The following is a 23,386-nucleotide window of genomic DNA, read 5'->3' as shown; positions in this document are numbered from 1 at the left end:
GGCCTGTCGGGCCGCCCGGGAACAAGCCCCCATCAGCCACAGGAAACAACGACGGGCCACCCGGGCCGCCGTACGAAAGGGAAGTCAATGAGCGTTGAGGTGTACTACGACGACGACGCGGACCTGGGCCTGATCCAGGGCCGCAAGGTGGCGGTGATCGGGTACGGCAGCCAGGGCCACGCCCACGCGCTGTCGCTGCGCGACTCCGGCGTCGACGTGGTGATCGGCCTGCCGGCGGGCTCGATGAGCCGCCCGAAGGCGGAGGAGCAGGGCCTGCGGGTGCTCACCCCGGCCGAGGCGGCGGCCGAGGCCGACGTCATCATGATCCTCGCCCCGGACACCGCCCAGCGGGCCCTGTACGCCGAGTCGATCGCGCCCAACCTGGCCCCGGGCAAGGCGATCTTCTTCGGACACGGCTTCAACATCCGGTACGACCTGATCAAGCCGCCGGCCGACGTGGACGTCGCCATGGTCGCCCCGAAGGGCCCGGGTCACCTGGTCCGCCGCCAGTACGTCGACGGCAAGGGCGTGCCCTGCCTGGTCGCCGTCGAGCAGGACGCCTCGGGCTCCGCGTTCGCTCTCGCCCTGTCGTACGCGAAGGCCATCGGCGGCACCCGGGCCGGCGCGATCCGGACCTCCTTCAAGGAGGAGACCGAGACGGACCTGTTCGGCGAGCAGGCGGTGCTCTGCGGCGGCGCGGCGGCCCTGGTCCAGACCGGGTTCGAGGTGCTCACCGAGGCCGGCTACGCCCCCGAGGTGGCGTACTTCGAGTGCCTGCACGAGCTGAAGCTGATCGTCGACCTCATGTACGAGGGCGGCATCGCCCGGATGCGCTACAGCATCTCCGACACGGCCGAGTACGGCGACCTCTCCCGGGGCCCGCGCGTGATCGACTCGCGGGTCAAGGAGGAGATGCGCAAGATCCTGTCCGAGATCCAGTCCGGCGAGTTCGCCCGCGAGTGGGTCGCCGAGGACGAGGCGGGCCGGCCGAACTTCACCAAGTGGCGGGCCGAGGGCGCGGCGCACCCGATCGAGGAGACGGGCCGGAAGCTGCGGGACATGATGAGCTGGGTGGACCAGCCCATCACCGAGACCGCCTGAACCGGCGCCGCCGGAAAGACCGAGACCGCTTCGACCGGCATCGCCCGAGGCACGCGGTGGCCGCCCGCCGCTGTTCCCGGGGTCGGGCGGCCACCGCTGTCCACTTCCGCGCCCGGAACCCCCGGCCATGTCGGGTTTGTGAGGGCGCTCACCCCTCCGTCCATGCCATGTCGGCCGGGCCGCACCCTACGATCGCGGTAGGTGCGTAGCGGCGCACCAGACGGCCATGGCACGACTGAGCGCGGGGCGCAGTGCGGCGTCCCGGGCAACCCGGCCGCCGCCACCCGACCTCTACGAGGACCGATGACTCCTGTCGTACTGATCGCCGAAGAACTCGCCCCCGCCGCCATCGAGGTGCTCGCCCACGACTTCGATGTCCGGCACGTTGACGGCACCGACCGCCCGGCCCTGCTCTCCGCCCTCTCCGAGGCCGACGCGGTGATCGTGCGCAGCGCCACGCAGATCGACGCCGAGGCGATCGCCGCGGCGCCCCGGCTGAAGGTGGTCGCCCGGGCCGGCGTGGGCCTGGACAACGTCGAGGTGCCGGCCGCCACCGCCCGGGGCGTGATGGTCGTCAACGCGCCCACCTCCAACATCGTCTCCGCCGCCGAGCAGGCCGTCGCGCTGCTGCTCGCCGTGGCCCGCAACACCGCCAGCGCCAGCGCCGCGCTGAAGGCCGGCGAGTGGAAGCGGTCCAAGTACACCGGCGTCGAGGTGCAGGGCAAGACGGTCGGCGTGGTCGGCCTCGGCCGTATCGGCGTGCTCTTCGCGCAGCGGATCGCCGCCTTCGGCACCCGGCTGATCGCGTACGACCCCTACATCCAGCCGGCCCGCGCGGCCCAGCTCGGGGTGCGCCTGGTCGGGCTGGAGGAGCTGCTCCGGGAGAGCGACTTCATCTCGATCCACCTGCCGAAGACCCCGGAGACCGTGGGCCTGATCGGTGAGAAGGAGCTGGCGATCGTCAAGCCGGGTGTGCGGATCGTCAACGCCGCCCGGGGCGGGCTGGTCGACGAGCAGGCCCTGGCGGACGCGATCGCCGAGGGTCGGGTGGCCGGCGCCGGCGTGGACGTGTACGCCAAGGAGCCCTGCACCTCCTCGCCGCTGTTCGCCTTCGACAACGTGGTGGCCACCCCGCACCTGGGCGCCTCCACGCACGAGGCGCAGGACAAGGCCGGCCTGGCCGTGGCCAGGAGCGTGAAGCTGGCCCTGCAGGGCGAGTTCGTGCCGGACGCGGTCAACGTGCAGGCCGGCGGCGTCGTCGCCGAGGACGTCCGGCCGTTGCTGCCGCTGGCGGAGAAGCTGGGCCGGGCGTTCACCGCCCTGGCGGGCGGGGTGGCCGCCAGCGTCACGGTCGAGGTGCGTGGCGAGATCGTCAACCACGACGTGTCGGTGCTCAAGCTCGCCGCCACCAAGGGGCTGTTCAGCTCGGTGGTGGAGGAGCAGGTCACCTACGTCAACGCGCCGCACCTGGCCACCGAGCGCGGCGTCGAGGTCACCCTGTTCACCCAGGCCGAGACGACGGACCACCCGAACCTGGTGACCGTCCGCGGCGCCCTGCCGGACGGCCGCACGGTCAGCGTCTCGGGCACCGTGACGTACGCCGGCGCGCGGGACGTCATCAAGCTGACCGAGGTGGACGGCTTCGACGTGGAGATCGGCGCGGAGGGCATCCTGCTCTTCCTGCGCTACGTCGACCGGCCGGGCGTGGTCGGCACGGTCGGCACGCTGCTCGGCGCGGCCGGCATCAACATCGCGGCGATGCAGGTCGCCCGTCGGGAGGCCGGCGGCGAGACGCTGATGACCCTCACCGTCGACCAGGCGCTCGGCGCGGACCTGCTCACCTCGGCCGCCGACTCGATCGGCGCGGTCTCGGCCAGCGCCGCGGACCTGCGCGACGAGTAGGCGCCGCCCACGGCCTGCCCGGCGGGCAGGTCCGGGCGGAGGTTCCGCCCACGCGTGACCCCCGGGGGCCCGGCCGCACGGCCGGGCCCCTCGCCGTGTCGGGGAAACGTCGCCGGATCAGCGCCGCACGGAGGCGGGCGGCGGGTAGACGGAGCCGTCCTGGTAGTCGAAGAGCATCAGGTTGTGCTCTCCGGCGAGCCGCTCGATGTCGAGCAGCACCTGGTCCTCGCAGGCCGGGTTGAGGTTCATGACGATGTGGTCGGCGGTCGCGTGCAGCGGCGACACCTCCCACGGCGACCCCTCGCCTGTCCGGTCGGGGTAGTTGGCCGTGATCGCCCGGTAGAAGGCGACCACCCGCGGGTCCGGGTAACGTTCGCCGTGCTGCCCCTGATGGCACCGTTGCACCGCTGCCCGCACGTCCGCGGGCGTGGCTCCGTCCGGGAGAGCCCATACGCTCAGATCGAAACTCACGGCGGACAGCGTGCCATCTTGCGCCCGGGAAGTCACCGCGACCCCGCCGCAGGTCAGCCGGGAACATTCCAAATCGTCCCGTCGGGACGGTCCGCTGTGGAGACTCTTGCGACGAGTTACGTCAATTCGATAGCGTACTCGTGCGGTCACTGGCTGAGTTCGGTCGTCGGCCCGTCTTCGGGTGACGTGGTCGGACGTCCGGCCCGACCAGTCCGCGCCCCTCGATTGCGCGAGCCACGCGCACTCGTCGCTGACCGGCCCCCACGGTCGTTGCCGAGACCGTGGGGGCCGATCGCGGGCCGCCCGCAGCCGGGATGCGAGATCCGGCCGGAGGATCGGTCAGCGGTGGGCGAAAAGCGCCCGGTAGTCCGAGCCGCCGCGGAACCAGACGAGCCCGGTCGGGCCGGCGGCGTAGAGCGCGGTGGCGTACGCGTCGGCCACCGCGAGGTCCGGGCCGATCACGGTGGCGGAGGCGAGCTGGTCGGCGGGCTCCCCGGTGTGCGGGTCGACGACGTGCCCCCGCCGCCCGGTCACGCCGGAGGTGCCCACCGCGCCGGCCGTCATCTCCAGCACCAGCGGGGTCCGGCGGGCGTCGGTGGGGTGGTGCACCGCGACGCGCCACGGGCCGCCGTGCGGGGCGCGGCCGCGTACCACGAGGTCGGCCCCCGTGAGCACGGCGTAGTCGTGGATGCCGGCGGCGCGCAGCCGGGCCGCGGCCCGCTCCACCGCCCAGCCGCCGAGCAGGCCGCCCGGGTCGAAGCCGCCGGGCACCGCCCAGGCGTCGAACCACCCGTCGGTCGCCGCCCGCATCGCGGCGCAGCGGTCCACCAGGTCGGCCAGCGGGGGGTACGACTCGGGGCTGATCTCTCCCCGGCGCAGCCGGGACACGAGGCTTCCGGGCCGGGTCGGGCCGTACGTGAGGTCGATGGCGCGCAGTTCGCCGACGGCGTCCGCCAGCGCCTCGCCGACGCCGCGCCGGCCCAGCCACTGGGGGGCGTTGAGCAGCAGCGAGTACTCGGCGGGGCCGGTACGGACGGTGTGCCGTACGACGATGCGGTCGACGGGGGTCGCGGCGGACCGGTCGAGGCGGTGGCTGCGGGCGCCGAGCCGCAGGTCGGGGCGCCGGCTGCGGAGGTCCTGGTCAACCCACCGCGGCTGCGGCTGCTCGTGGGCCCAGCGGGGGCGGGGCTGCTCGTCGATGCGCATGGCCTGCTCCTTCGCTGACGGCGCCGCGGCGCTGCGGCGAATCCCGTCACGGGCCCGTGACCCGCTCGTCACCGACCCTAGGCCGCGAAGATGGCCGCCCCATGAAAGCCGTCTGGGAACCTGCTGTGCATCCGCATTTCCCAAACTATGGAAGGGTTGTACCGGGAGGCGGGACGGAGTCGTACGGTTGCAGAGAACGACGAGGTGAGGGAGCGCAGGACGTGGCACGCATCGCGGTGGTGGCCGGAGACGGGATCGGGCCCGAGGTGGTCGCGCAGGCCCGGAAGGTCCTCGACGCCGTGCTCCCCGGGGTGGAGGCCACCGAGTACGACCTCGGCGCCGCCCGGTACCACCGTACGGGCGAGGTGCTGCCCGACTCCGTCCTGACCGAGCTGGCCGGGCACGACGCGATCCTGCTGGGCGCGGTCGGCGACCCGAGCGTCCCGCCGGGTGTGCTGGAGCGGGGCCTGCTGCTCAAGCTCCGCTTCGCCTTCGACCAGTACGTCAACCTGCGGCCGTCGCGGCTGTGGCCGGGTGTCGCCGGCCCGCTGGCGACCGTCAAGCCCGGCGAGGTCGACCTGGTCGTGGTGCGCGAGGGCACCGAGGGCCTGTACGCCGGCGCGGGCGGCTCGCTGCACCGGGACACCCCGGCCGAGGTGGCCACGGAGGAGAGCCTGAACACCCGGCACGGCGTGGAGCGGGTGATCCGGGACGCCTTCGCCCGGGCGGAACGCCGCGAGCGGCGCAAGGTCACCCTCGTGCACAAGACCAACGTGCTGACCCACGCCGGGTCGCTCTGGGCCCGTGCGTTCGAGGCCGTGGCCGCCGAGCACCCCGACGTCACCACCGAGTACCAGCACGTCGACGCCGCCGCCATGTTTATGGTCACCCAGCCCCAGCGGTACGACGTCGTGGTCACCGACAACCTCTTCGGCGACATCCTCACCGACATCGCCGCCGCAGTGACCGGCGGCATCGGGCTCGCCGCCAGCGGCTGCATCAACCCCGAGGGGCGCTACCCGTCCATGTTCGAGCCGGTGCACGGTTCCGCGCCGGACATCGCCGGCCAGGGCGTCGCCGACCCGGTCGCCGCGGTCCTCTCCGCCGCCCTGCTGCTGGACCAGCTCGGGCACGCCGAGGCCGCCGCGCGGGTGACCGCCGCCGTCGGCACGGAGCTGGCCAACCGGGCCCCGGACGTACCGCTGCGCACCGCCGAGGTAGGCGACCGGCTCGCCGCGTACGCGGTGGCCTGACCAGGCGTTCCGTCGCCGCGAGCGCGGCGATCCGACCAGGTGTCCCGTTGCTGCGAATGCGGCGATCCGACCGGTGTCCAGTGGCCGCCTGGGCGGGGGATCTGTCCAGGCGGCCAGCCGCTGCGTACGCGGCGGCCTGACCGATATCCGACCACCAGGCGCCCGACGGGGCGTCCGATCTGCCCGAACCTGCGTCCGGCGCGCCTGGTCGCGACCACCGATCTACCTGCTCAGGGGCGGTGGGGGTAAGTTTCTGGCAACAGCTGAATCGGTATGCGGTCCCGCATGCCGTTGTCCCGCAGGGAGGTCCGCGCGATGAGCGGTGGTGACATGCTCGACTTCGAGATCCGTCCGAATCCCGCGCCGGTATCGGTCGCCGACCGGGCCGCCCTGCTCGCCAACCCGGGCTTCGGGCGGGTCTTCACCGACCACATGGTCACGATCCACTACGCCGAGGGCAAGGGCTGGTACGACCCCCGGGTCGAGGCGCGGGCGCCGATCCCGCTGGACCCGGCCGCCGCCGTGCTGCACTACGCGCAGGAGATCTTCGAGGGGCTCAAGGCGTACCGGACGGCCGACGGCGGGGTGACCCTGTTCCGGCCGCAGGCCAACGCCGCCCGGTTCGCCGCCTCCGCCCGTCGGATGGCGATGCCGGCGCTGCCCGAGGCGACGTTCGTCGAGTCGCTGCGCCGGATCGTCGAGATCGACCGCGACTGGGTCCCGGAGGGCGAGGACGGCAGCCTGTACCTGCGGCCGTTCATGTTCGCCAGCGAGGTCTTCCTCGGCGTCCGGCCGGCCAACGAGTACCTCTACGTGGTCATCGCCTCGCCGGCCGGGGCCTACTTCACCGGCGGGGTCAAGCCGGTGACGGTCTGGGCGTCGCCGGACTACACCCGCGCGGCCCCCGGCGGCACGGGCGCGGCGAAGTGCGGCGGCAACTACGCCGCCTCGCTCGCGGCGCAGGCCGAGGCGATCGAGGCGGGCTGCGACCAGGTGGTGTTTCTGGACGCGGTGGAGCGGCGTTACGTCGACGAGCTGGGCGGGATGAACGTCTTCTTCGTCTACGACGACGGCACGCTGGTGACCCCGCCGCTGACCGGCACCATACTGCCCGGCATCACCCGGGACGCGGTCCTCACGCTGGCCGGTGAGGCCGGGCTCGGGGTGCAGGAGCGGCCGGTCAGCTTCGCCGAGTGGCAGGCCGACGCGGCCAGCGGCCGGCTGCGGGAGGTCTTCGCGTGCGGCACCGCGGCCGTGGTCACGCCGATCGGCGGGGTCCGCTTCCCGGACGGCGAGTTCCTCATCGGCGGCGGGGAGCCGGGCCGGGTCACGATGGAGCTGCGGCAGCAGCTGGTCGACATCCAGCGCGGCCGGGCCGCCGACCCGCACGGCTGGGTCGTCCGGGTCCTCTGACCGCGGGCACCTGCCGGCGCATGCGTCACCGGGCCCTGCCCGGCACGCGCCGGCAGGTGCCGGTGTCGCGGGCTCGCGGCCTGTAGCTGCCTGTGGTCGGTGTCGCGGGTTCGCGGTCTGGCCTGTAGCTACCTGTGGTCGGTGTCGCGGGTTCGCGGTCTGGCCTGTAGCTACCTGTGGTCGGTGTCGCGGGTTCGCGGTCTGGCCGGTAGCTTTCCGCGGCCTGTGGAGCTGCCCGCGCAGACGGGGCACGCGTTCGCGGCAACGCCGCGCCCGGCCGTGCGCGGAGCGTGCGGCAATGCCTCGCCGGGCCGTGCGGCAATGCCTCGCCGGGCCGTGCGGCAATGCCTCGCCGGGCCGTGCGGCAATGCCTCGCCGGGCCGTGCGGCAATGCCTCGCCGGGCCGTGCGGCAATGCCCCGCCGGGCCGTGCGGCAATGCCCCGCCCGGCCGGGCGCGGAGTGTGCGGCATTGCCCCGCCCGGCGGGCGAGGCGCCGAGCCTGGGCGCACGAACGGGGCAGCTGCACAGCTCGCGCGACACCAGGCAGCACCAGTCGCTCGCCCGACCGCCGCCGAAGCTCACTCCAGCAGGTGGGCGCGGAGCGCGGCGAGCTGGGCGTCGGTGATCCCGGCGTGCCGCAGGTAGCCCTCCACCGAGCCGTGCCCCTGCCGCAGCTCGGTCAGGAAGAGCGCCATGGCCTCGGCCGGGGACGCCAGGAACGGCGGCGGAAGCTCCTCGCCCTCCGGCATCGTGGCGGCCACCCAGGCGCTGAATCGCTGCGACGCCTCGGTGCTCAGCGCGTAGTCCGCGGCGATGTCGGCGTCGCTCACCCCGAGCGCCGCCAGCGTCAACGCGCAGACGATGCCGGTGCGGTCCTTGCCCGCCACGCAGTGCACCACGACCGGCGCGTTCGCGCTGTCGGCGATCAGCCCGACCGCCTCGGCCAGCCCCGCGGCGCCGGTCCCGGCCAGGTCGGCGTACCGGTCGGCCAGGTAGCGGGCCAGGCTGCTGCCGGCCTCGTACGGCGCCTGCGACCAGTCGGCGTGCTCCGGGTGGATGTGCCGGTAGGTGAGTCCGTCGAGCTCGGGAACCCGGCCGTCCCGGGCCACCTCGGTGGGACGGCGCAGGTCGATCACGGTCCGGATGCCGAGGGCGACGAAGGCGTCCCGGTCGGCGCCGTCGATGCGGTGCGGGGAGTCCGAGCGGTAGAGCCGGCCCCAGCGCACGGCCCGCCCGTCCCGGGTCGGGTATCCGCCCACGTCGCGGAAGTTGAACAGGGCGGAGAAGGGAATCCTGCGGTTGACCTCTGTCGCGTCCACGCTGACACGGTAACGGCCGGCGGGGACGTACCCGTCGGCCGTGACGTCGGACCGCCCCGCCGGCCCGGACGGTCAGCGCGTCGTGCCCGGCGGCACGTCGGTGTAGCTGACGTCGTAGTAGCCGCCGAGCCGGTCCCGGTACGCCGGGTCGCCGTGGCTGTTCTCGTCGTACTCCGGCGCGGCCTTGATCTGGTCCCGCGTCCGGTCGACGTGGACCTCGCGCGCGTCGTGGTCGACGTGGCTGACCGTGCCGGCCGGCAGCATGACCTTCCTGCCGAAGATCCACCGCCCGGTGTCGACCACCAGGTAGCTTCCGCCGACCTCGTGGCTCGCGCTGTCGATCCTGCCGATGCCGCCGTCGGTGGCCTCGACCCGGTAGCCGACCAGGTCGACGTCGGTGACCGAGGACCGGTCGCGGTAGCTCCAGGGGTCGAAGGAGCCGGCGGGGGCGCCGCCGGCGACGGCCCCCTGACCGCCGTCGACGATGGGAACGGGGCTGGCGTGCACGGCGCGCGGGTCGAGCCTGTCCATGGGTGACTCCTGGGTCGCCTCGGAGAGAGCGGATGTCCGTGCACACACGTACCCGGGGGCGTTCGCCCCTACACGCCGCCGCCGGACCGCCGCGCCGGACCGGCCACCGGCGGGCGGTCGTGCCGGACCGGCCGACGGCGGCCGTCGACGGAGACGGCGACGGGCCGGCGCCGTGCGTGCGGCGCCGGCCCGTCGGGGCGTACGGCTCAGGCCAGCGCGGCCTGCGCGTCGAGGGCCACCGCGGCCGCGTGTACGACGGCGGCGATGCGCAGCCCCTCGTGCACCTGCTCCCGGGTGAACCCGGCGGCGCGCAGCGTCTTCTCGTGCGACTCCAGGCAGACGCCGCAGCCGGTGATGGCCGAGACGGCGAGGCACCACAGCTCGAAGTCCGCCTTATCCACGCCCGGCCTGGCGATGATCTGCATCCGCAGCCGGGCCGGCATCGACGCGTACTGCTCGTCGCCGATGAGGTGCTTGGCCCGGTAGTAGACGTTGTTCATCGCCATGATCGTGGCGGCGCCCTTGGCCGCCTCGACCGCCTCCGGCGTGAGGTGCTCGGCCGCCTCGGCGGCGATCTCCCGCAGCACCTGCGGGTTGCGCGCCGCGACCGCGCAGGCCAGGGCGGTGCCCCAGGCCTGCTCCGGCTTCAGCGTGGAGGTGGCGACGGTGGAGCCGAGGTTGAGCTTGATGTCCTTGGCGTACTCGGGCAGGGCCGCCTTGACCGCGTCCAGGCCCATCGTCAGGCCCCGGCGCCGGCGAGCAGCCTGGTGGCGTCCAGGGTCTCGCCGCCCTTGTTCCAGTTGCACGGGCACAGCTCGTCGGTCTGCAGGGCGTCGAGCACCCGCAGCACCTCGGAGACGTTCCGGCCGACCGAGCCGGCGGTCACCATGGCGAACTGGATCTCGTTGTTCGGGTCCACGATGAAAGTGGCGCGCTGGGCCACGCCGTCCTCGCCGAGCACGCCGCAGGCGTCGGTCAGCTCGCGCTTGATGTCGCTGAGCATCGGGAAGGGCAGCTCGCGCAGGTCCGGGTGGTCCTTGCGCCAGGCGTAGTGGACGAACTCGCTGTCCACGGACACCCCGAGCACCTGGGCGTCCCGGTCGGCGAACTCGCCGTTCAGGCGGCCGAACTCGGCGATCTCGGTCGGACAGATGAAGGTGAAGTCCTTCGGCCAGAAGAAGACCACCCGCCACATGCCCTCGTGGGACTTGTGGTTGATCGACTCGAACGCCTTCTCGGCGTCCAACGACACGCAGGCGGTGAGCTCGTACTCGGGGAAGCGGTCACCGACAGTGAGCACAGGTCCTCCTTGACAGTGGCACTAGGCCGGAAACTGGATCAGTTCCAGATACTGCCGCAGCGATGTTTCGCCTTGATGGCGGCCGGGTGACTTGTGAAGTCGATCACCCGTGCGAGATTTTGCCCCGGCGAGGGGTCGGATCGGGCCCGGCGACCCTCCGTGACCGTCTCGTCATATGGACTGGTTCTCCCAGAAGCGGGGGAGGGGTGGCAGAGTGGGGAGCGTGACCAGCACCGTCGTCATTATCGGCAACTAGCGCGCCCGGCCCACCCCCGCCGAGCGCGCAGACCTCCCGCAACCGCGGGGGGTCTTTTTGTTGGTCCGGTCGCCGCTGCCCCCTGCCCAACCCGCGCCTGAAAGGACCCCCATGACGTTCCAGGTCTACGACACGACGCTGCGCGACGGCGCACAGCGTGAGGGGCTCAGCTACTCGGTGGTCGACAAGCTGGCCGTGGCCCAACTGCTGGACGAGTTCGGCGTCGGCTTCATCGAGGGCGGCTGGCCGGGGGCGGTGCCCAAGGACACCGAGTTCTTCCGGCGCGCCCGCACGGAGTTGAACCTGAAACACGCCGTGCTGGTGGCGTTCGGCGCCACCCGCAAGGCCGGCGTGGCGGTGGCCGACGACCCGCAGGTCCGCGGGCTGCTCGACGCGCAGACCCCGGCCGTCGCGCTGGTCGCCAAGGCCGACCTGCGGCACGTCGAGCGGGCGCTGCGCACCACCCCCGCCGAGAACCTGGCGATGATCCACGACACCGTGACGTACCTGGTCGCCGAGGGCCGGCGGGTCTTCGTCGACGGGGAGCACTTCTTCGACGGCTACCGGCACGACCCGGCGTACGGGGCCCAGGTGGTCGAGACGGCGCTGGCCGCCGGTGCCGAGCGGTTCGTGCTCTGCGACACCAACGGCGGGATGCTGCCCTCCCAGGTCACCGCCGCGATCGCCGACCTGACCGCGCGCACCGGCGTCGACCCGGGGCGGCTCGGCATCCACTGCCAGAACGACACGGCCTGCGCGGTGGCCAACACCATCGCCGCCGTCGAGGCCGGCGTCCGCCACGCTCAGGGCACCGCCAACGGGTACGGCGAGCGCCCCGGCAACGCGGACATCTTCGCCGTCGTCGCCAACCTCCAGCTCAAGCTCGGGATGCCCGTCCTACCGGACGGCTGCCTGGAGCAGATGGTGCGGGTCTCCCACGCCATCGCCGAGATCGCCAACATCGCCCCCGACACCCACCAGGCCTACGTCGGGGCCGCCGCCTTCGCCCACAAGGCGGGGCTGCACGCGAGCGCGATCAAGGTGGATCCGCTGCTGTACAACCACGTCGACCCGTCCGTGGTGGGCAACGACATGCGGATCCTGGTCACCGAGATGGCCGGCCGGGCCAGCGTCGAGCTGAAAAGCCGCGAGCTTGGCCTGGACCTGGCCGGCCATCCGGAGGCGCTGTCCACGGTCACCAAGCGGGTCAAGGAGTTGGAGGCGGGCGGCTGGTCGTTCGAGGCCGCGGACGCGTCGTTCGAGCTGTTGGTCCGCTCCGAGCTGCCGGGCGCCGCGCCGGCCCGGCCGTTCGCGCTCGAGTCGTACCGGGTGCTGGTCGAGCACCGGGAGGACGGCGCGGTGGTCTCCGAGGCCACGGTGAAGATCCGGGTACGCGGCGAGCGGGTGATCGCCACCGCCGAGGGCAACGGCCCGGTCAACGCCCTGGACGAGGCGCTGCGGACCGGCCTGTCCCGGCACTACCCGGAGCTGCGCGGCTTCGAGCTGGCCGACTACAAGGTGCGCATCCTGGAGGGCAGCAGCGGCACCGGCGCGGTGACCCGGGTGCTCGTGGAGACCGCCGACGACGCGGGCCGCGACTGGACGACGGTCGGCGTGCACCCCAACGTCGTCGAGGCGTCCTGGCACGCCCTGGTCGACGCCCTCACGTACGGCCTGGACCGGGCCCGGGTGTAAGGGCTAGGCGGTGGGCAGGCGCAGCTCGGCGAACACCGCCCGGTGGTCGCTGCCCGGCACCGGCCGCACCGCCACCGCGTGCACCGCGATCCGCCGGTCCACCAGCACGTGGTCGATCGTCACCGGCGGAATGGGATCGCCGTCGTACGGGCCCCAGGTGCCGACCAGCCCGACGCCGACGGCGTCCGCCGCGTCGACGTACCCGGTCGCCAGCAGCGCGCGCAGCGGGGCGTGGTCGAGGGTGGCGTTGAAGTCCCCGGCGAGCACGCGCAGCCCGGCGTCCGGGGTGGCCGGCAGCTGGGCCGTCAGGTCGGTGCGCCAGTAACCGACCTGGTCGATCGCGTACGGGGCCGCCGGGTGGGCCGACTCGACCCGCACCGGCGGCCCGCCCGGCGGCGTCACCGTCCCGTACGCCTGGCTGAATCCCCACCCGCCCCGGTTGAGCCGGACGCCGCCTCCGCTGATGGGAAAGCGGGCGTACAGGCCGGAGCCCGGGGTGCCCACCTGCGGGTTGAGCTGCCGGTGGGGCAGCAGCGCGGCCAGGCCGAGCTGGTCCAGCTCCGCCGCCGCGCGCGGCGTGAACTCCTGCACGGCCAGCACGTCGACCCGGTGCGCGCGGACCAGGTCGACCAGGGCGCGGGTGTCGGCGGCCCCGGCCAGCAGGTTGGCGGTGAGCAGGCGCAGCGTGGGCCCAGTCGCGGGCGGTCGCGGCGACGGCAGCGCCCGGGGCGCCACCACGCCGAGCAGTGCGGCGGCGACCAGGGCCGCGACCGCCGCCGGCCACCGGCGCCGCAGGGCGAGGGCCAGCAGCAGCGGGGCCGGCGCCCAGGCGGCGACGTACGGGGTGAAGGCGACCGCCTGCACGAGGGGCCCCCGTTCCAGGCCGGGCAGTCGGACGGCCGCCCAGACCAGCCCGGGTGTTACGGCGAGCCAGCAGAGCCAGGTGCGTACCCGGTCCCGCCGGCCGGGCGGCGACGCGGCGCGGGTGCGGATGATCACGGCGCCAGGGTAGCCCCCGGGCGGCGCCGGTGTGGTCCGCCCGCCTTTTCCGGCGGCCTTTCATGAATGGTCGACCATTCATGTCTCGCAATTATCCGGCTCGTACGACGAATGGCGACACGCGATGTCGTCATTGACGGCCGGCTTTTGTCAGTGCTACGTTCCACCTGGTTCCAGGCCCCGCAACTATCCGTAGTAATTCCAGCTCAAGCCTTGTGTAAATTACTCGCGGCGGGCAATTCTCGGCGCGGTGGGGCAATTGTTGCCGCAATTGTTTCGCGCCTGCCCGGCCTTGGAGCCACGGCATCAAGGCCGGCCCGTCGGATGCGGGTCGGCCCCATCACCCCGGTCAACTGAGGGAGACCTGTCATGCCCACATTCCTGCGACGCAAGGCGGCGGTCACGCTCGGCGTGCTGGCGCTCACCCTGGCCGGCGGTGGCATCGCCGCCGCCCAGCCCTCGGCGAAGTCCGTCGACCTCGCGCAGCCCGCCGCCCGCAGGGTCGGCTCGCAGCCGGCGGTGAGCGCGGAGTCCGCCCGGCTGTCCCGCTCGCTGTTGGCGGAGCCCTCCGCCGACATCGCCACCACCGTCGACATCGTCGTGGTGAACGCGAACGGGACCAAGGCCCGGGGCGTGGGCTTCGTGATCAAGTACGGCGTCGGCGAGTACGAGGTGCAGTTCGGCCACGTCGTCAGCCGGGGCGTCTACGTCGCCTCGATCGGCCGGCCGGACGACTGCTGCATCCCGCCCGGCGGCGAGGTGGTGGTCGCGCCCCGGCTCCAGACCCCCAACGGCGTGTTCATCCAGACCCGCAACTCGGCGGGCGCCCCGGCCAACCTGCCCTTCCACCTGGTCGTGCACACCCCCTGACCCGGCCTGCCGGCGGTGAACGGCACTGGCCCCCGACCGCCTCGGGGGCCGGTGCCGCGCCGTTTCGTCCCGGCCGGCCGCCGCCCCGCCCGCTCGTCCCGTTCGGGGTGGAATGGGGTGCCGACGCGCCCGCAGGGCACGCCAGGGGCGGATAATCCGACGTTTGTCCGGGCGGCGGCGCGGGAAGCAAGCACCGTGACGGACATCTCGGACACCCTGGCCAGCCTGCCCGGCACGGTCGGTCCCGACGCGGCGGGCGCCGAGCTGGAACAGACCCTCTTCGAGGTCAAACGCGTGATCGTCGGGCAGGACCGGCTCGTCGACCGCCTGCTCACCGCACTGCTCGCCGACGGGCACTGCCTGCTGGAGGGCGTACCCGGCGTGGCCAAGACGCTGGCCGCGCAGACCCTCGCGACCGTGGTCGGCGGCACCTTCTCCCGGATCCAGTTCACCCCGGACCTGGTGCCCTCCGACATCGTCGGCACCCGCATCTACCGGGCCGCGAAGGAGACCTTCGACGTCGAGCTCGGACCGGTCATGGCGAACCTGGTGCTCGCCGACGAGATCAACCGGGCGCCGGCCAAGGTGCAGTCGGCGCTGCTGGAGGCCATGGCCGAGCGTCAGGTGTCGATCGGCGGTCGCAGCTGGCGGATGCCCGAGCCGTTCCTGGTGCTCGCCACGCAGAACCCGATCGAGTCCGAGGGGGTCTACCAGCTTCCCGAGGCGCAGCGGGACCGCTTCCTGATGAAGATCGTCGTGGACTACCCGGGGGACGACGACGAGCTGGCGATCCTCTACCGGATGAGCGCCGACCGGCCCGTCGCGCACCAGGTCCTCGACCCCGTCCGGCTGCGCGGGCTCCAGCGGCGCGCCGGTCACGTCTTCGTGCACCACGCCATCGCCGAGTACGTCGTCCGGCTGATCCTCGCCACCCGCGACCCGGGCCGGTTCGGGCTGCCCGAGGTCGCCCCGTTGCTGGCGTACGGGGCGAGCCCCCGCGCCACGCTCGGCCTGGTCGCCGCCGCCCGGGCCCAGGCGCTGCTGCGCGGCCGGGAGTACGTGGTGCCGGAGGACGTACGGGACCTGGCCGTGGACGTCCTCGCCCACCGGCTGGTGCTCTCCTTCGACGCGGTCGCCGACGGGGCGTCCGCCGACGCGGTGGTCCGCCGGCTCGTCGACGCGGTGCCGCCGCCCCGGGTCGCCGCCGGCCGGCCCGAGCCCGCCCCCGACCTGGCGGCGGCGTGAGGCGCGCGGCCGGGAGAAGGGAACCCTTCTCCACCGGAGGCGTCAAGGAGGGGCCCTTTCCCGCGCCGCAGGCGGTGGCCGCCGAGCCGACCCTGGCCGACCTGGCCCCCGACCAGCGGCTGCGCCGGCTGGAGTTGACCGTGACCCGCCGCCTGGACGGGTTGCTGCACGGCCAGCACCATGGCCTGCTGCCCGGCCCGGGCAGCGAGTTCGCCGGCAGCCGCGAGTACCGGCCGGGCGAGGACGAGGTGCGCCGGATGGACTGGGCCGTGACCGCCCGCACCACCGTCCCGCACGTCCGCGAGGTGGACGCCGACCGGGAACTGACCACGTGGCTGCTCGTGGACGCCAGCCCGAGCATGGAGTTCGGCACCGCCGAGCTGGACAAGCGCGAGCTGACGGTGGCCGCCGTGGCGGCGGTCGGCTTCCTCACCGCCGGCGTCGGCAACCGGCTCGGCGCGCTGCTGCTCGGCCCGGAGGGGCTGCGTCGGTTCCCGCCCCGCAGCGGCCGGACCCATCTGCTCGGCCTGCTCCGCACGCTGCTGGCCGCGCCGCGCGCCGGCCGGACCGATTCGGAGGCCGCCGAGCCCGGCGCGCCGCTGGCCGACGGGCTGGCCGCAGTCGGGCGGGTCGCCACCCGGCGGGGCCTGGTCGTGGTGGTCTCCGACTTCCTCGACGCGCTGCCGGACGATCCGGCGGAGCCGCCCCCGTGGGAGCCGACGCTGCGCCGGCTCGCCGTCCGGCACCAGGTGCTCGCCGTGGAGGTGACCGACCCGCGCGAGCTGGAACTGCCGGACGTCGGCCTGATCACCCTCGTCGACCCCGAGTCCGGCCGGCGGCGGGAGGTCTGGACGGGCGACCGCCGGCTGCGCGAGCGGTACGCGGCCGCCGCCGCCGCCCAGCGCGGGCAGGTCCGGCAGGTGCTGCGCCGGTGCGGGGCGACCCACCTGCCGCTGCGCACCGACCGGGACTGGTGCGCCGACGTCGTGCGGCACGTGCACGCCCAGCGCCGGCTGGCCCTGGCCCCGACCTCCGGGTCGGGCTCGGCGGCCGCCGGCGCCGGCCGGCCGGGCCCTGGGCCGCGCGCCGGGGCCTCCGGGTCGGGTTCGGCGCCCGCCGGCGCCGGCCGGCCGCGCGCCGGGGCCTCCGGGTCGGGTTCGGCGTCGCCCGCCGACGCGCTCCCGGGAGGCGCCGCGTGACCTGGCAGTCACCCGCCCGGCTCTGGCTGCTGCTCGGCGTCCTCGCCGTCGCCGCCGGCTACCTGCTGGCGCAGCGCCGCCGCAGCCGGTACGCCGTCCGCTTCACCAACCTGCGGCTGCTCGACCGGGTCGCCCCGGACCGTCCCGCCTGGCGGCGGCACGTACCGGCGGGTCTCTTCCTGGCCATGCTGGCGCTGCTGGTGGTGGGCTTCGCCCGGCCCAGCGCCGAGGTGCGGGTGCCCCGGGAGCGGGCCACGGTGATGGTGGCGGTGGACGTGTCGACCTCCATGCTCGCCACCGACGTGGCGCCGGACCGGCTCACCGCGGCCAAGGCGGCGGCCCGGCGCTTCGTCGACGGCCTGCCGGACGAGTTCAACGTGGGGCTGGTCGCGTTCGCCGGCAGCGCCGCGGTGGTGGTGCCGCCGGGCACGGACCGCGAACCGCTGCACGAGGGGATAGAGCGCCTCGCGGAGGGCAGCACCGGCGTGCAGGGCACCGCCATCGGCGAGGCCATCAGCACCTCCCTCGGGGCGGTGAAGGGGCTGGACAGCGAGGCGGCGAAGGAGCCGCCGCCGGCCCGGGTCATCCTGCTCTCCGACGGTGCCAACACCTCCGGCATGGACCCGATGGAGGCCGCGGCCGAGGCGGTCGCCGCGAAGGTGCAGGTGCACGCCATCTCCTTCGGCACCCTCTCCGGCTCCGTCGACCGGGGCGGCCGGCCCATCCAGGTGCCGGTGGACGGACAGACGCTCAAGGCCGTCGCCGAGGAGACCGGGGGCGGCTTCCACGAGGCCACCAACAGCGAGGAGCTGCGCGCCGTCTACGACGACATCGGCACCTCGGTGGGCTACCGCAGGGAACGGCAGGACGTCTCCGCCCGGTTCATCGGCCTCGGGCTGGTCCTGGCCATGGGTGCCGCGGCGGGATCGATGCGGTGGTTCTCCCGGCTGCCCTGAACAGCCGGCGGGTGAGCCGCCCCGGCGGGCCGTCGGGCCCGCCCCGGTACGACCGGACATCCGGCGGTGACGAGGACGTGAGGAGCGACGGATGGCAGTGCAGACCGGACTGGGCGAGCCGCGCGGGCCGTGGTTCGTCTCACCGGAACTGGACCCGGACGGGCGGGCGCGTTGGGACGTACCCGGTGGGCGTGGGGGCGGCCCGCCGCGGAGCTGGCGGGGGCGGTTGCTGGCCGGGGCCGCGGTGGTCGCCCTCTCCACCCTCTCGGGCGCGGCGGCCGGCGCCTGGGTCGCCGACCAGACCGGTACGGCGGGGCCGGCGCCGGCGTCGGCGGCGCCGGTGCCCGCGGAGCTGGTGACCGCCGCGGAGCGGACCGTGCCCGGCGTCGTGTCGGTCATGGTCGGGGGCGGCGCCGGCACCTCGGCGACCGGCTCGGGGTTCGCGATCGATGACCAGCAGCATCTGATCACCAACGACCACATCCTGGCCAAGGGCGGCGGGGGCGGGGTGACGGTGGAACTGCCGGACGGCCGGCGGTTCCCGGCGGAGGTGGTCGGCCGGGAGCCGGACAGCGACCTGGCCGTGCTCAAGGTGCCCCCGGCGGCCCGGCTGGCCGCGCTGCCGCTGGCCAAGCCCGGCTCGACCCGGGTCGGCGAGCCGGTGCTCGCGGTCGGCTGTCCGCTCGGGCTGGCCGGCACGGTCACCGCGGGTATCGTCAGCGCGCTCGACCGGCAGGTACGACTGGGCACGAGCCGGCACCGCGCGGTGCAGACCGACGCCTCGATCAACCCGGGCAACTCCGGCGGCCCGTTGGTCAACGCCCGGGGCGAGGTGGTCGGGGTGAACACGGCCATCGCCACCATCGACGGCAGCGGCTCGATCGGCATCGGCTTCGCCATTCCGATCGACCAGGTGCAGCAGACCGCCGACACCATCATCGGCAAGGGCGGCTGAACCGCGGATCACGCCAACCCGGCCGGTCGAAATGGGAAAATTGTCAGACGCGCGGCGCGAAATGGCGCGTCATGGAACTACTACTCTGAGTATGCATACTCACGAGGATGGAGCTATCGGTCGTTGCGGCCCTGCTGCTGGGGGGCCTGTTCATCGGGTGGGGAGTGGGCGCCGCGTACGCCCGCGCGCGGCGCGGGTGGAAGGACTACCAGACCGCGCGGCGCACCGTGCCGACGGCGCGGCGCGTGGCCTGGGGCCTGATCCGGGCGGTCGGCACCAGGGTCGGCGTGGTGGCGCTGCTGCTCCTGGGCGCGGTCGCGTACGCCGCCGCCGGCCCGGACGACGACCGCGCGGGCCCGACGCCCGGGCCGTCGGCCACCCCGAGCGCCACCCGGGAGGCCCGGGTCGGGCGATAGCCTTCGGGGCGTGGACGGACTGCGGGTGACCGACCGGCTGGTCGTGCCGGGCACCGAGCTGCGGGAGCGCTTCTCCCGCTCGTCGGGCCCCGGCGGGCAGGGCGTCAACACCGCCGACTCCCGGGTGGAGCTGAGTTTCGACCTGGCCGGCTCGCCGAGTCTGCCGGAGCCGCTGCGGGCCCGCGCGCTGGACCGCCTGGCCAACCGGCTGGTCGACGGGGTGCTCACGGTCGTGGCGAGCGAGCACCGGGCCCAGCTCGCCAACCGGGAGGCCGCCCGCGAGCGGATGGCGGCGCTGCTGCGCGAGGCCGTCGCGCCGCCGCCCCCGCCGCGCCGCCCCACCCGCCCCTCGAAGGGCGCGAAGGAACGCCGCCTCGCCGACAAGAAACGCCAGGCCCAGCGCAAGCGCGACCGCCGGGTCGACGGCGACTGACGCGCACGAATTCGGTTGAGCCCGGCCTGCGAGCCGCCCACAATCGCCCGGTGCCCGACGACCGGACCGCCCCCGACTTCACGCCAAGCCCACCCTCGTCGGAGAGCGCGTGGTCCTGCGCCCGTTCGTCGACGACGACCTGGCCGCCCTGTCCGCCGCCCTGGCCGACCCCGAGGTGTGCCGGCTGACCGGCAGCCCGCCGGAGGCGGTCGACGAGGCGTCGGGTACGGCTTCGAGCGGCTCGGCCTGCACCGGATCTCGTTGGAGGTGTTCGCCATCAACTCCCGGGTGCGGCGGGTCTACGAGAAGGTCGGCTTCGTCGCCGAGGGGGTGCTGCGCCAGGTGCTGCGCGACGGCGACGACTGGGTGGACGCCACCGTGATGTCGATCCTCGCCCCCGAGTGGGCGGCGCACCAGGGCCGCCCCTGAGCGACGAGGCGGCCGGGTGCGGCTACCCTTTGCCGCCCGTCCGCGCCGACGGCACCGTGTCCGCCCAGACGGCCGGGCGCGGCAGCAGCCAGTGGTTGAAGTCCCAGCTGAAGATCGAGGTGCAGGTCATCCGGTGCACCCCGGCCTTGAAGCCCCAGAAGTCGAGCCGGCCGAGGCCGTAGGCGGCCAGCTCCTCGGCGGCCGGGTCCGTCGTCGAGAGGTCCGTGTCGTCGAGCACGACCAGGCCGGACGGGCTGAGGTACTTCGGCGCGACCCGGGCGCAGACGGTGCGGGAACTGCCGTCGATCACGACGACGTCCCACGGCGCGCCGTTCGCGATCGCCCGCACGTACGGGGAGTCCTCGGAGCCGTCCCACCAGCCGTCGGCGCAGGGCACGTGCCGGATCTCCCCGTTGGCCGGCTGGGGAAGCCGGGCGTACCAGGCGGCGTCGTGTTCGACCGAGACGATCTCCCCGACCCGGCCGGGCCGCGCGAACCAGGACGTCGACGACCCCGAGCCGTACTCGAACACCCGGGCCGCGGGGTGCAGCACCGCCTCCAGCCAGCGCACCGCCGGGTAACTGAGCCAGGGGATCGGCCTGCCGTGGGCGTCGACGGGCGCGCCGCCCACGGAACGCTGCCAGCCTTCCTGACGCAGCGTGGTCAGCGCCAGGAGCGACGTGTGGGCCCGGCGGGACTGCGGAATGCGCAGCACGACCCGCGTGATCAGCCCGCGTGCCCGGGCGGTGAGCGGTGTCCTCGTCATTGGGTCCTCCTCCTCGGCGCCGACGTACAGCCGAGCCAACGAACCGCACCCCGAAAAGGTGATGAAGAGTACGAAACGTCACTGATCCGGCCGGCCGTGCCGGGCGCCGCCGCGCACGGTCGACGCCGGGTCAGGCGCCGCCTCACGTACGGGGGAGCAGGCGCTCAGTCGTCCCCGAGCGCGGCCAGCAGGCGGGCCCGGAGCACCCCGGCCCGCTCCGCGAAGCCGCGCTGGGCGGCGGCGTACTCCGCGCGTCCCTCCGGCGTCTCCACCCGCACCGGCGGGTACCCGAGCGCCACCAGGTCGTACGGGCTGGCCCGCATGTCCAGCGTGCGGATCTCCCGGGCCAGCGCGAACGCGTCCGCGACGAGCTCGCTCGGCACCAGCGGAGACAGCTTGTACGCCCACTTGTACAGGTCCATGTTGGCGTGCAGACAGCCCGGCTGCTCCAGCTCGTGCTGGCGCTCCCTGGTCGGGGCGAGCAGGTTCAGCGGCCGGGCCGGCGCCGTGAAGAACCGGTACGCGTCGAAGTGGCTGCACCGCACGCCCCGCTCCTCGACGACGGCCGCCGTCTCGGCCGGGCTCAGCCGCAGCGGCCACGCGTTGTGGCGTACCTCCTCCTGGGTCTGCCGGTAGACCATCGCCCACTCGTGCATCCCGAAGCAGCCGAGGTGCGCCGGGCGGCCGGCCGTGGCCGCCAGCAGCGTCCGGATCCAGCCGACCGACTCGGCCCGCCGGGCGCGTACCGCCGCGGTGTCGAGCGTGAGCCCGGCGGCGGTGGTCTGGTAGTCCCGGCCGAACTCGGCGGGGTCCGCCCCGCTCAGCACGACGCCGGCGCCCGGGTGCCAGCGGCGCAGTTGGGCGGGGCGGTGCGAGTAGTAGGTGAAGAGGAAGTCCTCCACCGGGTGCCTCTCGCCGGCCCGCCGGCGCGCCAGGTGCGCCGCCAGCCAGGCGTCGACCCGCTCCTCGTGGGCCCGCCGTCGGGCCTGCCAGTCGGCCACGTCGAGCGGCGCGGCGGAGGCGAGGGCGGCGGTCACGCACCCAGCGTACGACCGCCGCCCACCCGCGCCTCCTCGTGCCGACCCCGGTGCGGCCCCGGTGCCGCGCCCCCCCGGTGGTGCCCCGGCCGGCGCCGACCCGACACGTCCGGCGCCGCCTCAGGGCACGTCCACCCGTACGCCGGCCGAGAACACCCCGCTGCGCAGCTCCAGTTGCTTCGGCTGGGCCGTCCCGCCGACGGTGAACACCAGCGGCAACACCATCCGGGCGCCGGCGGCGAGCGGCTGGGCGAAGACGTCCCGTCCCTGGTTGGCCTGCCGGGTGGCCTGCTCGTCGGTGCTCACCCAGTTGCCCCCCGGCAGGTACGCCCGCTGCATCTGGCCGTGCCAGGTCTGCTGCTGTGGCGTGACGTTGCGCACCCCGACCGTGGCCTGACACCGTCGCCCGCCGCCGTCGGGCGGACAGGTCAGCCGGTACACGGTGAACTCGAACGCGGACTCGCGCAGCGGCACGCCGATCGCCCCGGTGGCACTCTGCCCCAGCCATGCGCCGCTGGTCGGCTGCTTGTTGGTGTCGATCGCGGCGACCCGCTGGCTCGCGGTCAACGCCGCCGCGAACACCACCCCGGCCAGGAGCGTGGCGGCGCCCGCCACCACCAGCCACACGGGAGGCCGGCGGCGGGCCGTCGCCACCGGACGGGAGTAGACCGCGCCCCGGCCGGCCGTCCCCGGGGCACCCGCCCCGACCTCGGCCCCGGCGGTTCCGGCGGTTCCAGCCGCGACCCCGGTTCCGGCCCCGGCGGTTCCGGCGGTTCCAGCCGCGACCCCGGTTCCGGCCCCGGCGGTTCCGGCGGTTCCAGCCGCGACCCCGGTTCCGATCCCGGCGCGGATCTCGGCCCGCCGGCGTCGGCGCCGATGCCACCACCAGAGCCCGCCCACCGTGAGCAGCAACACCCCGGCCAGCGCGCCGAGCAGGACCGGGGGCCGGCGCCACACGGCCGCCTCGGTCACCTTGGCCGCCGCCGGCATCATCGGGCGGTTCCAGGTCGCCGTGGCGCAGTCGTACGTCCGGTTGCCGTCGTTGGTGAAGGCACAGGCCGGCGCGCTCAGCGGCCGGCCGGGCGCGACGGCGGCGAGTGCGGTGTGCAGCGTGGTGCTGCCTCGGGCCGGCAGCTTGAGCTGCCAGGTCACCTCCGTGGTGGCGGCTTGTCCGGCTGTGCGGCTGGCCCGGCCGCCGGGCGTGATCCAGGTCGCCCGCGTGCCGGCCGGCAGTTCCTGGCGCACCGTGGTGGTCACCGGCAGGCTGCCCTGGTTGCGGACCTCGATCCGGTACCCGGGCGCGGGCGTGCCGGCGGGCGCGACCGCCACGGTCACCGGCGACGGCGCGCCCTGGGTGGGCACCACCACCGACGGCGAGACCAACGGTGGCGGCGCCGCCGGCGTCGGCACCGCCGAGTCCGAGGGCGACGGGGTGTCGGTGGGTTCCTCGGTGGCCGCCGCCGGGCGGGCCGACGGCGCCCCCGTCGGCACTGTTGCCGCCCCCGGCGTGGTCGGCACTGTTGCCGCCCCCGGCGTGGTCGGCACTGTTGCCGCCCCCGGCGTCGCCGCGGCCACCGCTGTGGCCGCCGCCGTCCGCATGGGCTGCGCCGCAGCCTCCGCAGCCTCCGCAGCC

21 protein-coding genes and 2 pseudogenes are annotated in these 23,386 nt (G+C 74.4%); 13 read left to right on the top strand and 10 right to left on the bottom strand.

Going from position 1 to position 23,386, the window contains the following annotated elements; translation table 11 throughout:
- Nucleotides 1-87 precede the first annotated feature (87 nt).
- A complete protein-coding gene (ilvC, locus tag ABGB16_RS20570; RefSeq protein WP_347669708.1) occupies nt 88-1,101 on the top strand; it encodes a ketol-acid reductoisomerase in 1,014 nt (337 codons plus the stop codon).
- Nucleotides 1,102-1,404: 303 nt separating this feature from the next.
- On the top strand, nt 1,405-3,003 hold the full coding sequence (gene serA / locus ABGB16_RS20565) for a phosphoglycerate dehydrogenase (RefSeq protein ID WP_347669707.1): 1,599 nt from the start codon (nt 1,405-1,407) through the stop codon (nt 3,001-3,003).
- 117 nt (nt 3,004-3,120) lie between these two features.
- On the opposite strand, the gene ABGB16_RS20560 is transcribed toward serA, so the two are convergent.
- Both ABGB16_RS20560 and ABGB16_RS20555 read right to left on the bottom strand, forming a co-directional pair.
- Nucleotides 3,121-3,474, bottom strand: coding sequence for a hypothetical protein (locus tag ABGB16_RS20560; RefSeq protein ID WP_347669706.1), 354 nt, complete (start codon nt 3,472-3,474; stop codon nt 3,121-3,123).
- A 339-nt stretch (nt 3,475-3,813) separates the two neighbouring features.
- The gene (locus ABGB16_RS20555) at nt 3,814-4,680 is read right to left on the bottom strand and encodes an FAD:protein FMN transferase (protein WP_347669705.1); all 867 of its coding nucleotides are present in this window, start codon (nt 4,678-4,680) and stop codon (nt 3,814-3,816) included.
- Between the two features lie 221 nt (nt 4,681-4,901).
- On the opposite strand from ABGB16_RS20555, the gene ABGB16_RS20550 reads away from it, so the two are divergent.
- Together ABGB16_RS20550 and ABGB16_RS20545 are read left to right on the top strand one after the other, a co-directional pair.
- The gene (locus ABGB16_RS20550) at nt 4,902-5,933 is read left to right on the top strand and encodes a 3-isopropylmalate dehydrogenase (RefSeq protein ID WP_347669704.1); all 1,032 of its coding nucleotides are present in this window, start codon (nt 4,902-4,904) and stop codon (nt 5,931-5,933) included.
- 315 nt (nt 5,934-6,248) lie between these two features.
- Nucleotides 6,249-7,346, top strand: a complete 1,098-nt coding sequence (locus ABGB16_RS20545; RefSeq protein ID WP_347669703.1) for a branched-chain amino acid aminotransferase — start codon at nt 6,249-6,251, stop codon at nt 7,344-7,346.
- A gap of 579 nt (nt 7,347-7,925) precedes the next feature.
- Here ABGB16_RS20545 and ABGB16_RS20540 read toward each other — a convergent pair.
- From ABGB16_RS20540 to ABGB16_RS20525, 4 genes are all read right to left on the bottom strand, one after another.
- Complete coding sequence (locus ABGB16_RS20540; protein ID WP_347669702.1) at nt 7,926-8,666, bottom strand: tyrosine-protein phosphatase; 741 nt, start codon at nt 8,664-8,666, stop codon at nt 7,926-7,928.
- Nucleotides 8,667-8,738: 72 nt separating this feature from the next.
- A complete protein-coding gene (locus ABGB16_RS20535; RefSeq protein WP_347669701.1) occupies nt 8,739-9,197 on the bottom strand; it encodes a PRC-barrel domain containing protein in 459 nt (152 codons plus the stop codon).
- Nucleotides 9,198-9,403: 206 nt separating this feature from the next.
- On the bottom strand, nt 9,404-9,934 hold the full coding sequence (locus tag ABGB16_RS20530) for a carboxymuconolactone decarboxylase family protein (RefSeq protein ID WP_347669700.1): 531 nt from the start codon (nt 9,932-9,934) through the stop codon (nt 9,404-9,406).
- A 2-nt stretch (nt 9,935-9,936) separates the two neighbouring features.
- On the bottom strand, nt 9,937-10,497 hold the full coding sequence (locus tag ABGB16_RS20525; protein ID WP_347669699.1) for a peroxiredoxin: 561 nt from the start codon (nt 10,495-10,497) through the stop codon (nt 9,937-9,939).
- Between the two features lie 367 nt (nt 10,498-10,864).
- Here ABGB16_RS20525 and cimA point away from each other — a divergent pair, with 367 nt between their 5' ends.
- Entirely contained in the window at nt 10,865-12,448 is a 1,584-nt protein-coding gene (gene cimA / locus ABGB16_RS20520) for a citramalate synthase (protein WP_347669698.1), read from the top strand.
- A gap of 3 nt (nt 12,449-12,451) precedes the next feature.
- On the opposite strand, the gene ABGB16_RS20515 is transcribed toward cimA, so the two are convergent.
- Nucleotides 12,452-13,441 carry an endonuclease/exonuclease/phosphatase family protein gene (locus ABGB16_RS20515; RefSeq protein ID WP_347669718.1) on the bottom strand — a complete coding sequence of 330 codons (990 nt, stop codon included), beginning with the start codon at nt 13,439-13,441 and terminating at the stop codon, nt 12,452-12,454.
- 375 nt (nt 13,442-13,816) lie between these two features.
- Between ABGB16_RS20515 and ABGB16_RS20510 the strand changes: the two genes are divergently transcribed.
- The 8 genes and pseudogenes from ABGB16_RS20510 to ABGB16_RS20475 all read left to right on the top strand — a co-directional run bounded on the left by ABGB16_RS20510 (nt 13,817) and on the right by ABGB16_RS20475 (nt 19,950).
- On the top strand, nt 13,817-14,317 hold the full coding sequence (locus ABGB16_RS20510; RefSeq protein ID WP_347669697.1) for a hypothetical protein: 501 nt from the start codon (nt 13,817-13,819) through the stop codon (nt 14,315-14,317).
- A 195-nt stretch (nt 14,318-14,512) separates the two neighbouring features.
- Complete coding sequence (locus tag ABGB16_RS20505; RefSeq protein ID WP_347669696.1) at nt 14,513-15,562, top strand: MoxR family ATPase; 1,050 nt, start codon at nt 14,513-14,515, stop codon at nt 15,560-15,562.
- A 74-nt stretch (nt 15,563-15,636) separates the two neighbouring features.
- Nucleotides 15,637-16,590, top strand: a pseudogene (locus ABGB16_RS20500) (DUF58 domain-containing protein); the annotation flags it as partial.
- Between the two features lie 167 nt (nt 16,591-16,757).
- On the top strand, nt 16,758-17,717 hold the full coding sequence (locus tag ABGB16_RS20495; RefSeq protein ID WP_347669695.1) for a VWA domain-containing protein: 960 nt from the start codon (nt 16,758-16,760) through the stop codon (nt 17,715-17,717).
- A 91-nt stretch (nt 17,718-17,808) separates the two neighbouring features.
- Complete coding sequence (locus tag ABGB16_RS20490; RefSeq protein ID WP_347669694.1) at nt 17,809-18,672, top strand: trypsin-like peptidase domain-containing protein; 864 nt, start codon at nt 17,809-17,811, stop codon at nt 18,670-18,672.
- Nucleotides 18,673-18,779: 107 nt separating this feature from the next.
- Nucleotides 18,780-19,088, top strand: a complete 309-nt coding sequence (locus ABGB16_RS20485; RefSeq protein WP_347669693.1) for a hypothetical protein — start codon at nt 18,780-18,782, stop codon at nt 19,086-19,088.
- Between the two features lie 10 nt (nt 19,089-19,098).
- Nucleotides 19,099-19,521 carry an alternative ribosome rescue aminoacyl-tRNA hydrolase ArfB gene (arfB, locus tag ABGB16_RS20480; RefSeq protein ID WP_347669692.1) on the top strand — a complete coding sequence of 141 codons (423 nt, stop codon included), beginning with the start codon at nt 19,099-19,101 and terminating at the stop codon, nt 19,519-19,521.
- 109 nt (nt 19,522-19,630) lie between these two features.
- Nucleotides 19,631-19,950: pseudogene (locus ABGB16_RS20475) on the top strand (GNAT family protein).
- A 22-nt stretch (nt 19,951-19,972) separates the two neighbouring features.
- Here ABGB16_RS20475 and ABGB16_RS20470 read toward each other — a convergent pair.
- From ABGB16_RS20470 to ABGB16_RS20460, 3 genes are all read right to left on the bottom strand, one after another.
- Nucleotides 19,973-20,716, bottom strand: a complete 744-nt coding sequence (locus ABGB16_RS20470; protein ID WP_347669691.1) for a hypothetical protein — start codon at nt 20,714-20,716, stop codon at nt 19,973-19,975.
- A gap of 164 nt (nt 20,717-20,880) precedes the next feature.
- A complete protein-coding gene (locus ABGB16_RS20465) occupies nt 20,881-21,753 on the bottom strand; it encodes a 3-methyladenine DNA glycosylase (protein ID WP_347669690.1) in 873 nt (290 codons plus the stop codon).
- Nucleotides 21,754-21,873: 120 nt separating this feature from the next.
- Complete coding sequence (locus tag ABGB16_RS20460; protein ID WP_347669717.1) at nt 21,874-23,352, bottom strand: hypothetical protein; 1,479 nt, start codon at nt 23,350-23,352, stop codon at nt 21,874-21,876.
- Nucleotides 23,353-23,386: the final 34 nt, after the last annotated feature.

This window comes from Micromonospora sp. B11E3 (genome assembly GCF_039871625.1).
In the GTDB taxonomy this organism is placed as follows: Bacteria; Actinomycetota; Actinomycetes; order Mycobacteriales; family Micromonosporaceae; genus Micromonospora.
Note: the sequence above shows the minus strand (reverse complement) of the source record. Positions and strands in the feature narration are given on the sequence as shown.

Excerpts from the sequence above, each read along its gene's own strand:
- ilvC (WP_347669708.1), top strand. The coding sequence starts at position 88 with ATGAGCGTTGAGGTGTACTACGACGACGACGCGGACCTGGGCCTGATC.
- serA (WP_347669707.1), top strand. The coding sequence starts at position 1,405 with ATGACTCCTGTCGTACTGATCGCCGAAGAACTCGCCCCCGCCGCCATC.
- ABGB16_RS20555 (WP_347669705.1), bottom strand. The coding sequence starts at position 4,680 with ATGCGCATCGACGAGCAGCCCCGCCCCCGCTGGGCCCACGAGCAGCCG.
- ABGB16_RS20545 (WP_347669703.1), top strand. The coding sequence starts at position 6,249 with ATGAGCGGTGGTGACATGCTCGACTTCGAGATCCGTCCGAATCCCGCG.
- ABGB16_RS20535 (WP_347669701.1), bottom strand. The coding sequence starts at position 9,197 with ATGGACAGGCTCGACCCGCGCGCCGTGCACGCCAGCCCCGTTCCCATC.
- ABGB16_RS20530 (WP_347669700.1), bottom strand. The coding sequence starts at position 9,934 with ATGGGCCTGGACGCGGTCAAGGCGGCCCTGCCCGAGTACGCCAAGGAC.
- cimA (WP_347669698.1), top strand. The coding sequence starts at position 10,865 with ATGACGTTCCAGGTCTACGACACGACGCTGCGCGACGGCGCACAGCGT.
- ABGB16_RS20510 (WP_347669697.1), top strand. The coding sequence starts at position 13,817 with ATGCCCACATTCCTGCGACGCAAGGCGGCGGTCACGCTCGGCGTGCTG.
- ABGB16_RS20490 (WP_347669694.1), top strand. The coding sequence starts at position 17,809 with ATGGCAGTGCAGACCGGACTGGGCGAGCCGCGCGGGCCGTGGTTCGTC.
- ABGB16_RS20485 (WP_347669693.1), top strand. The coding sequence starts at position 18,780 with ATGGAGCTATCGGTCGTTGCGGCCCTGCTGCTGGGGGGCCTGTTCATC.
- ABGB16_RS20470 (WP_347669691.1), bottom strand. The coding sequence starts at position 20,716 with ATGACGAGGACACCGCTCACCGCCCGGGCACGCGGGCTGATCACGCGG.
- ABGB16_RS20460 (WP_347669717.1), bottom strand. The coding sequence starts at position 23,352 with ATGCGGACGGCGGCGGCCACAGCGGTGGCCGCGGCGACGCCGGGGGCG.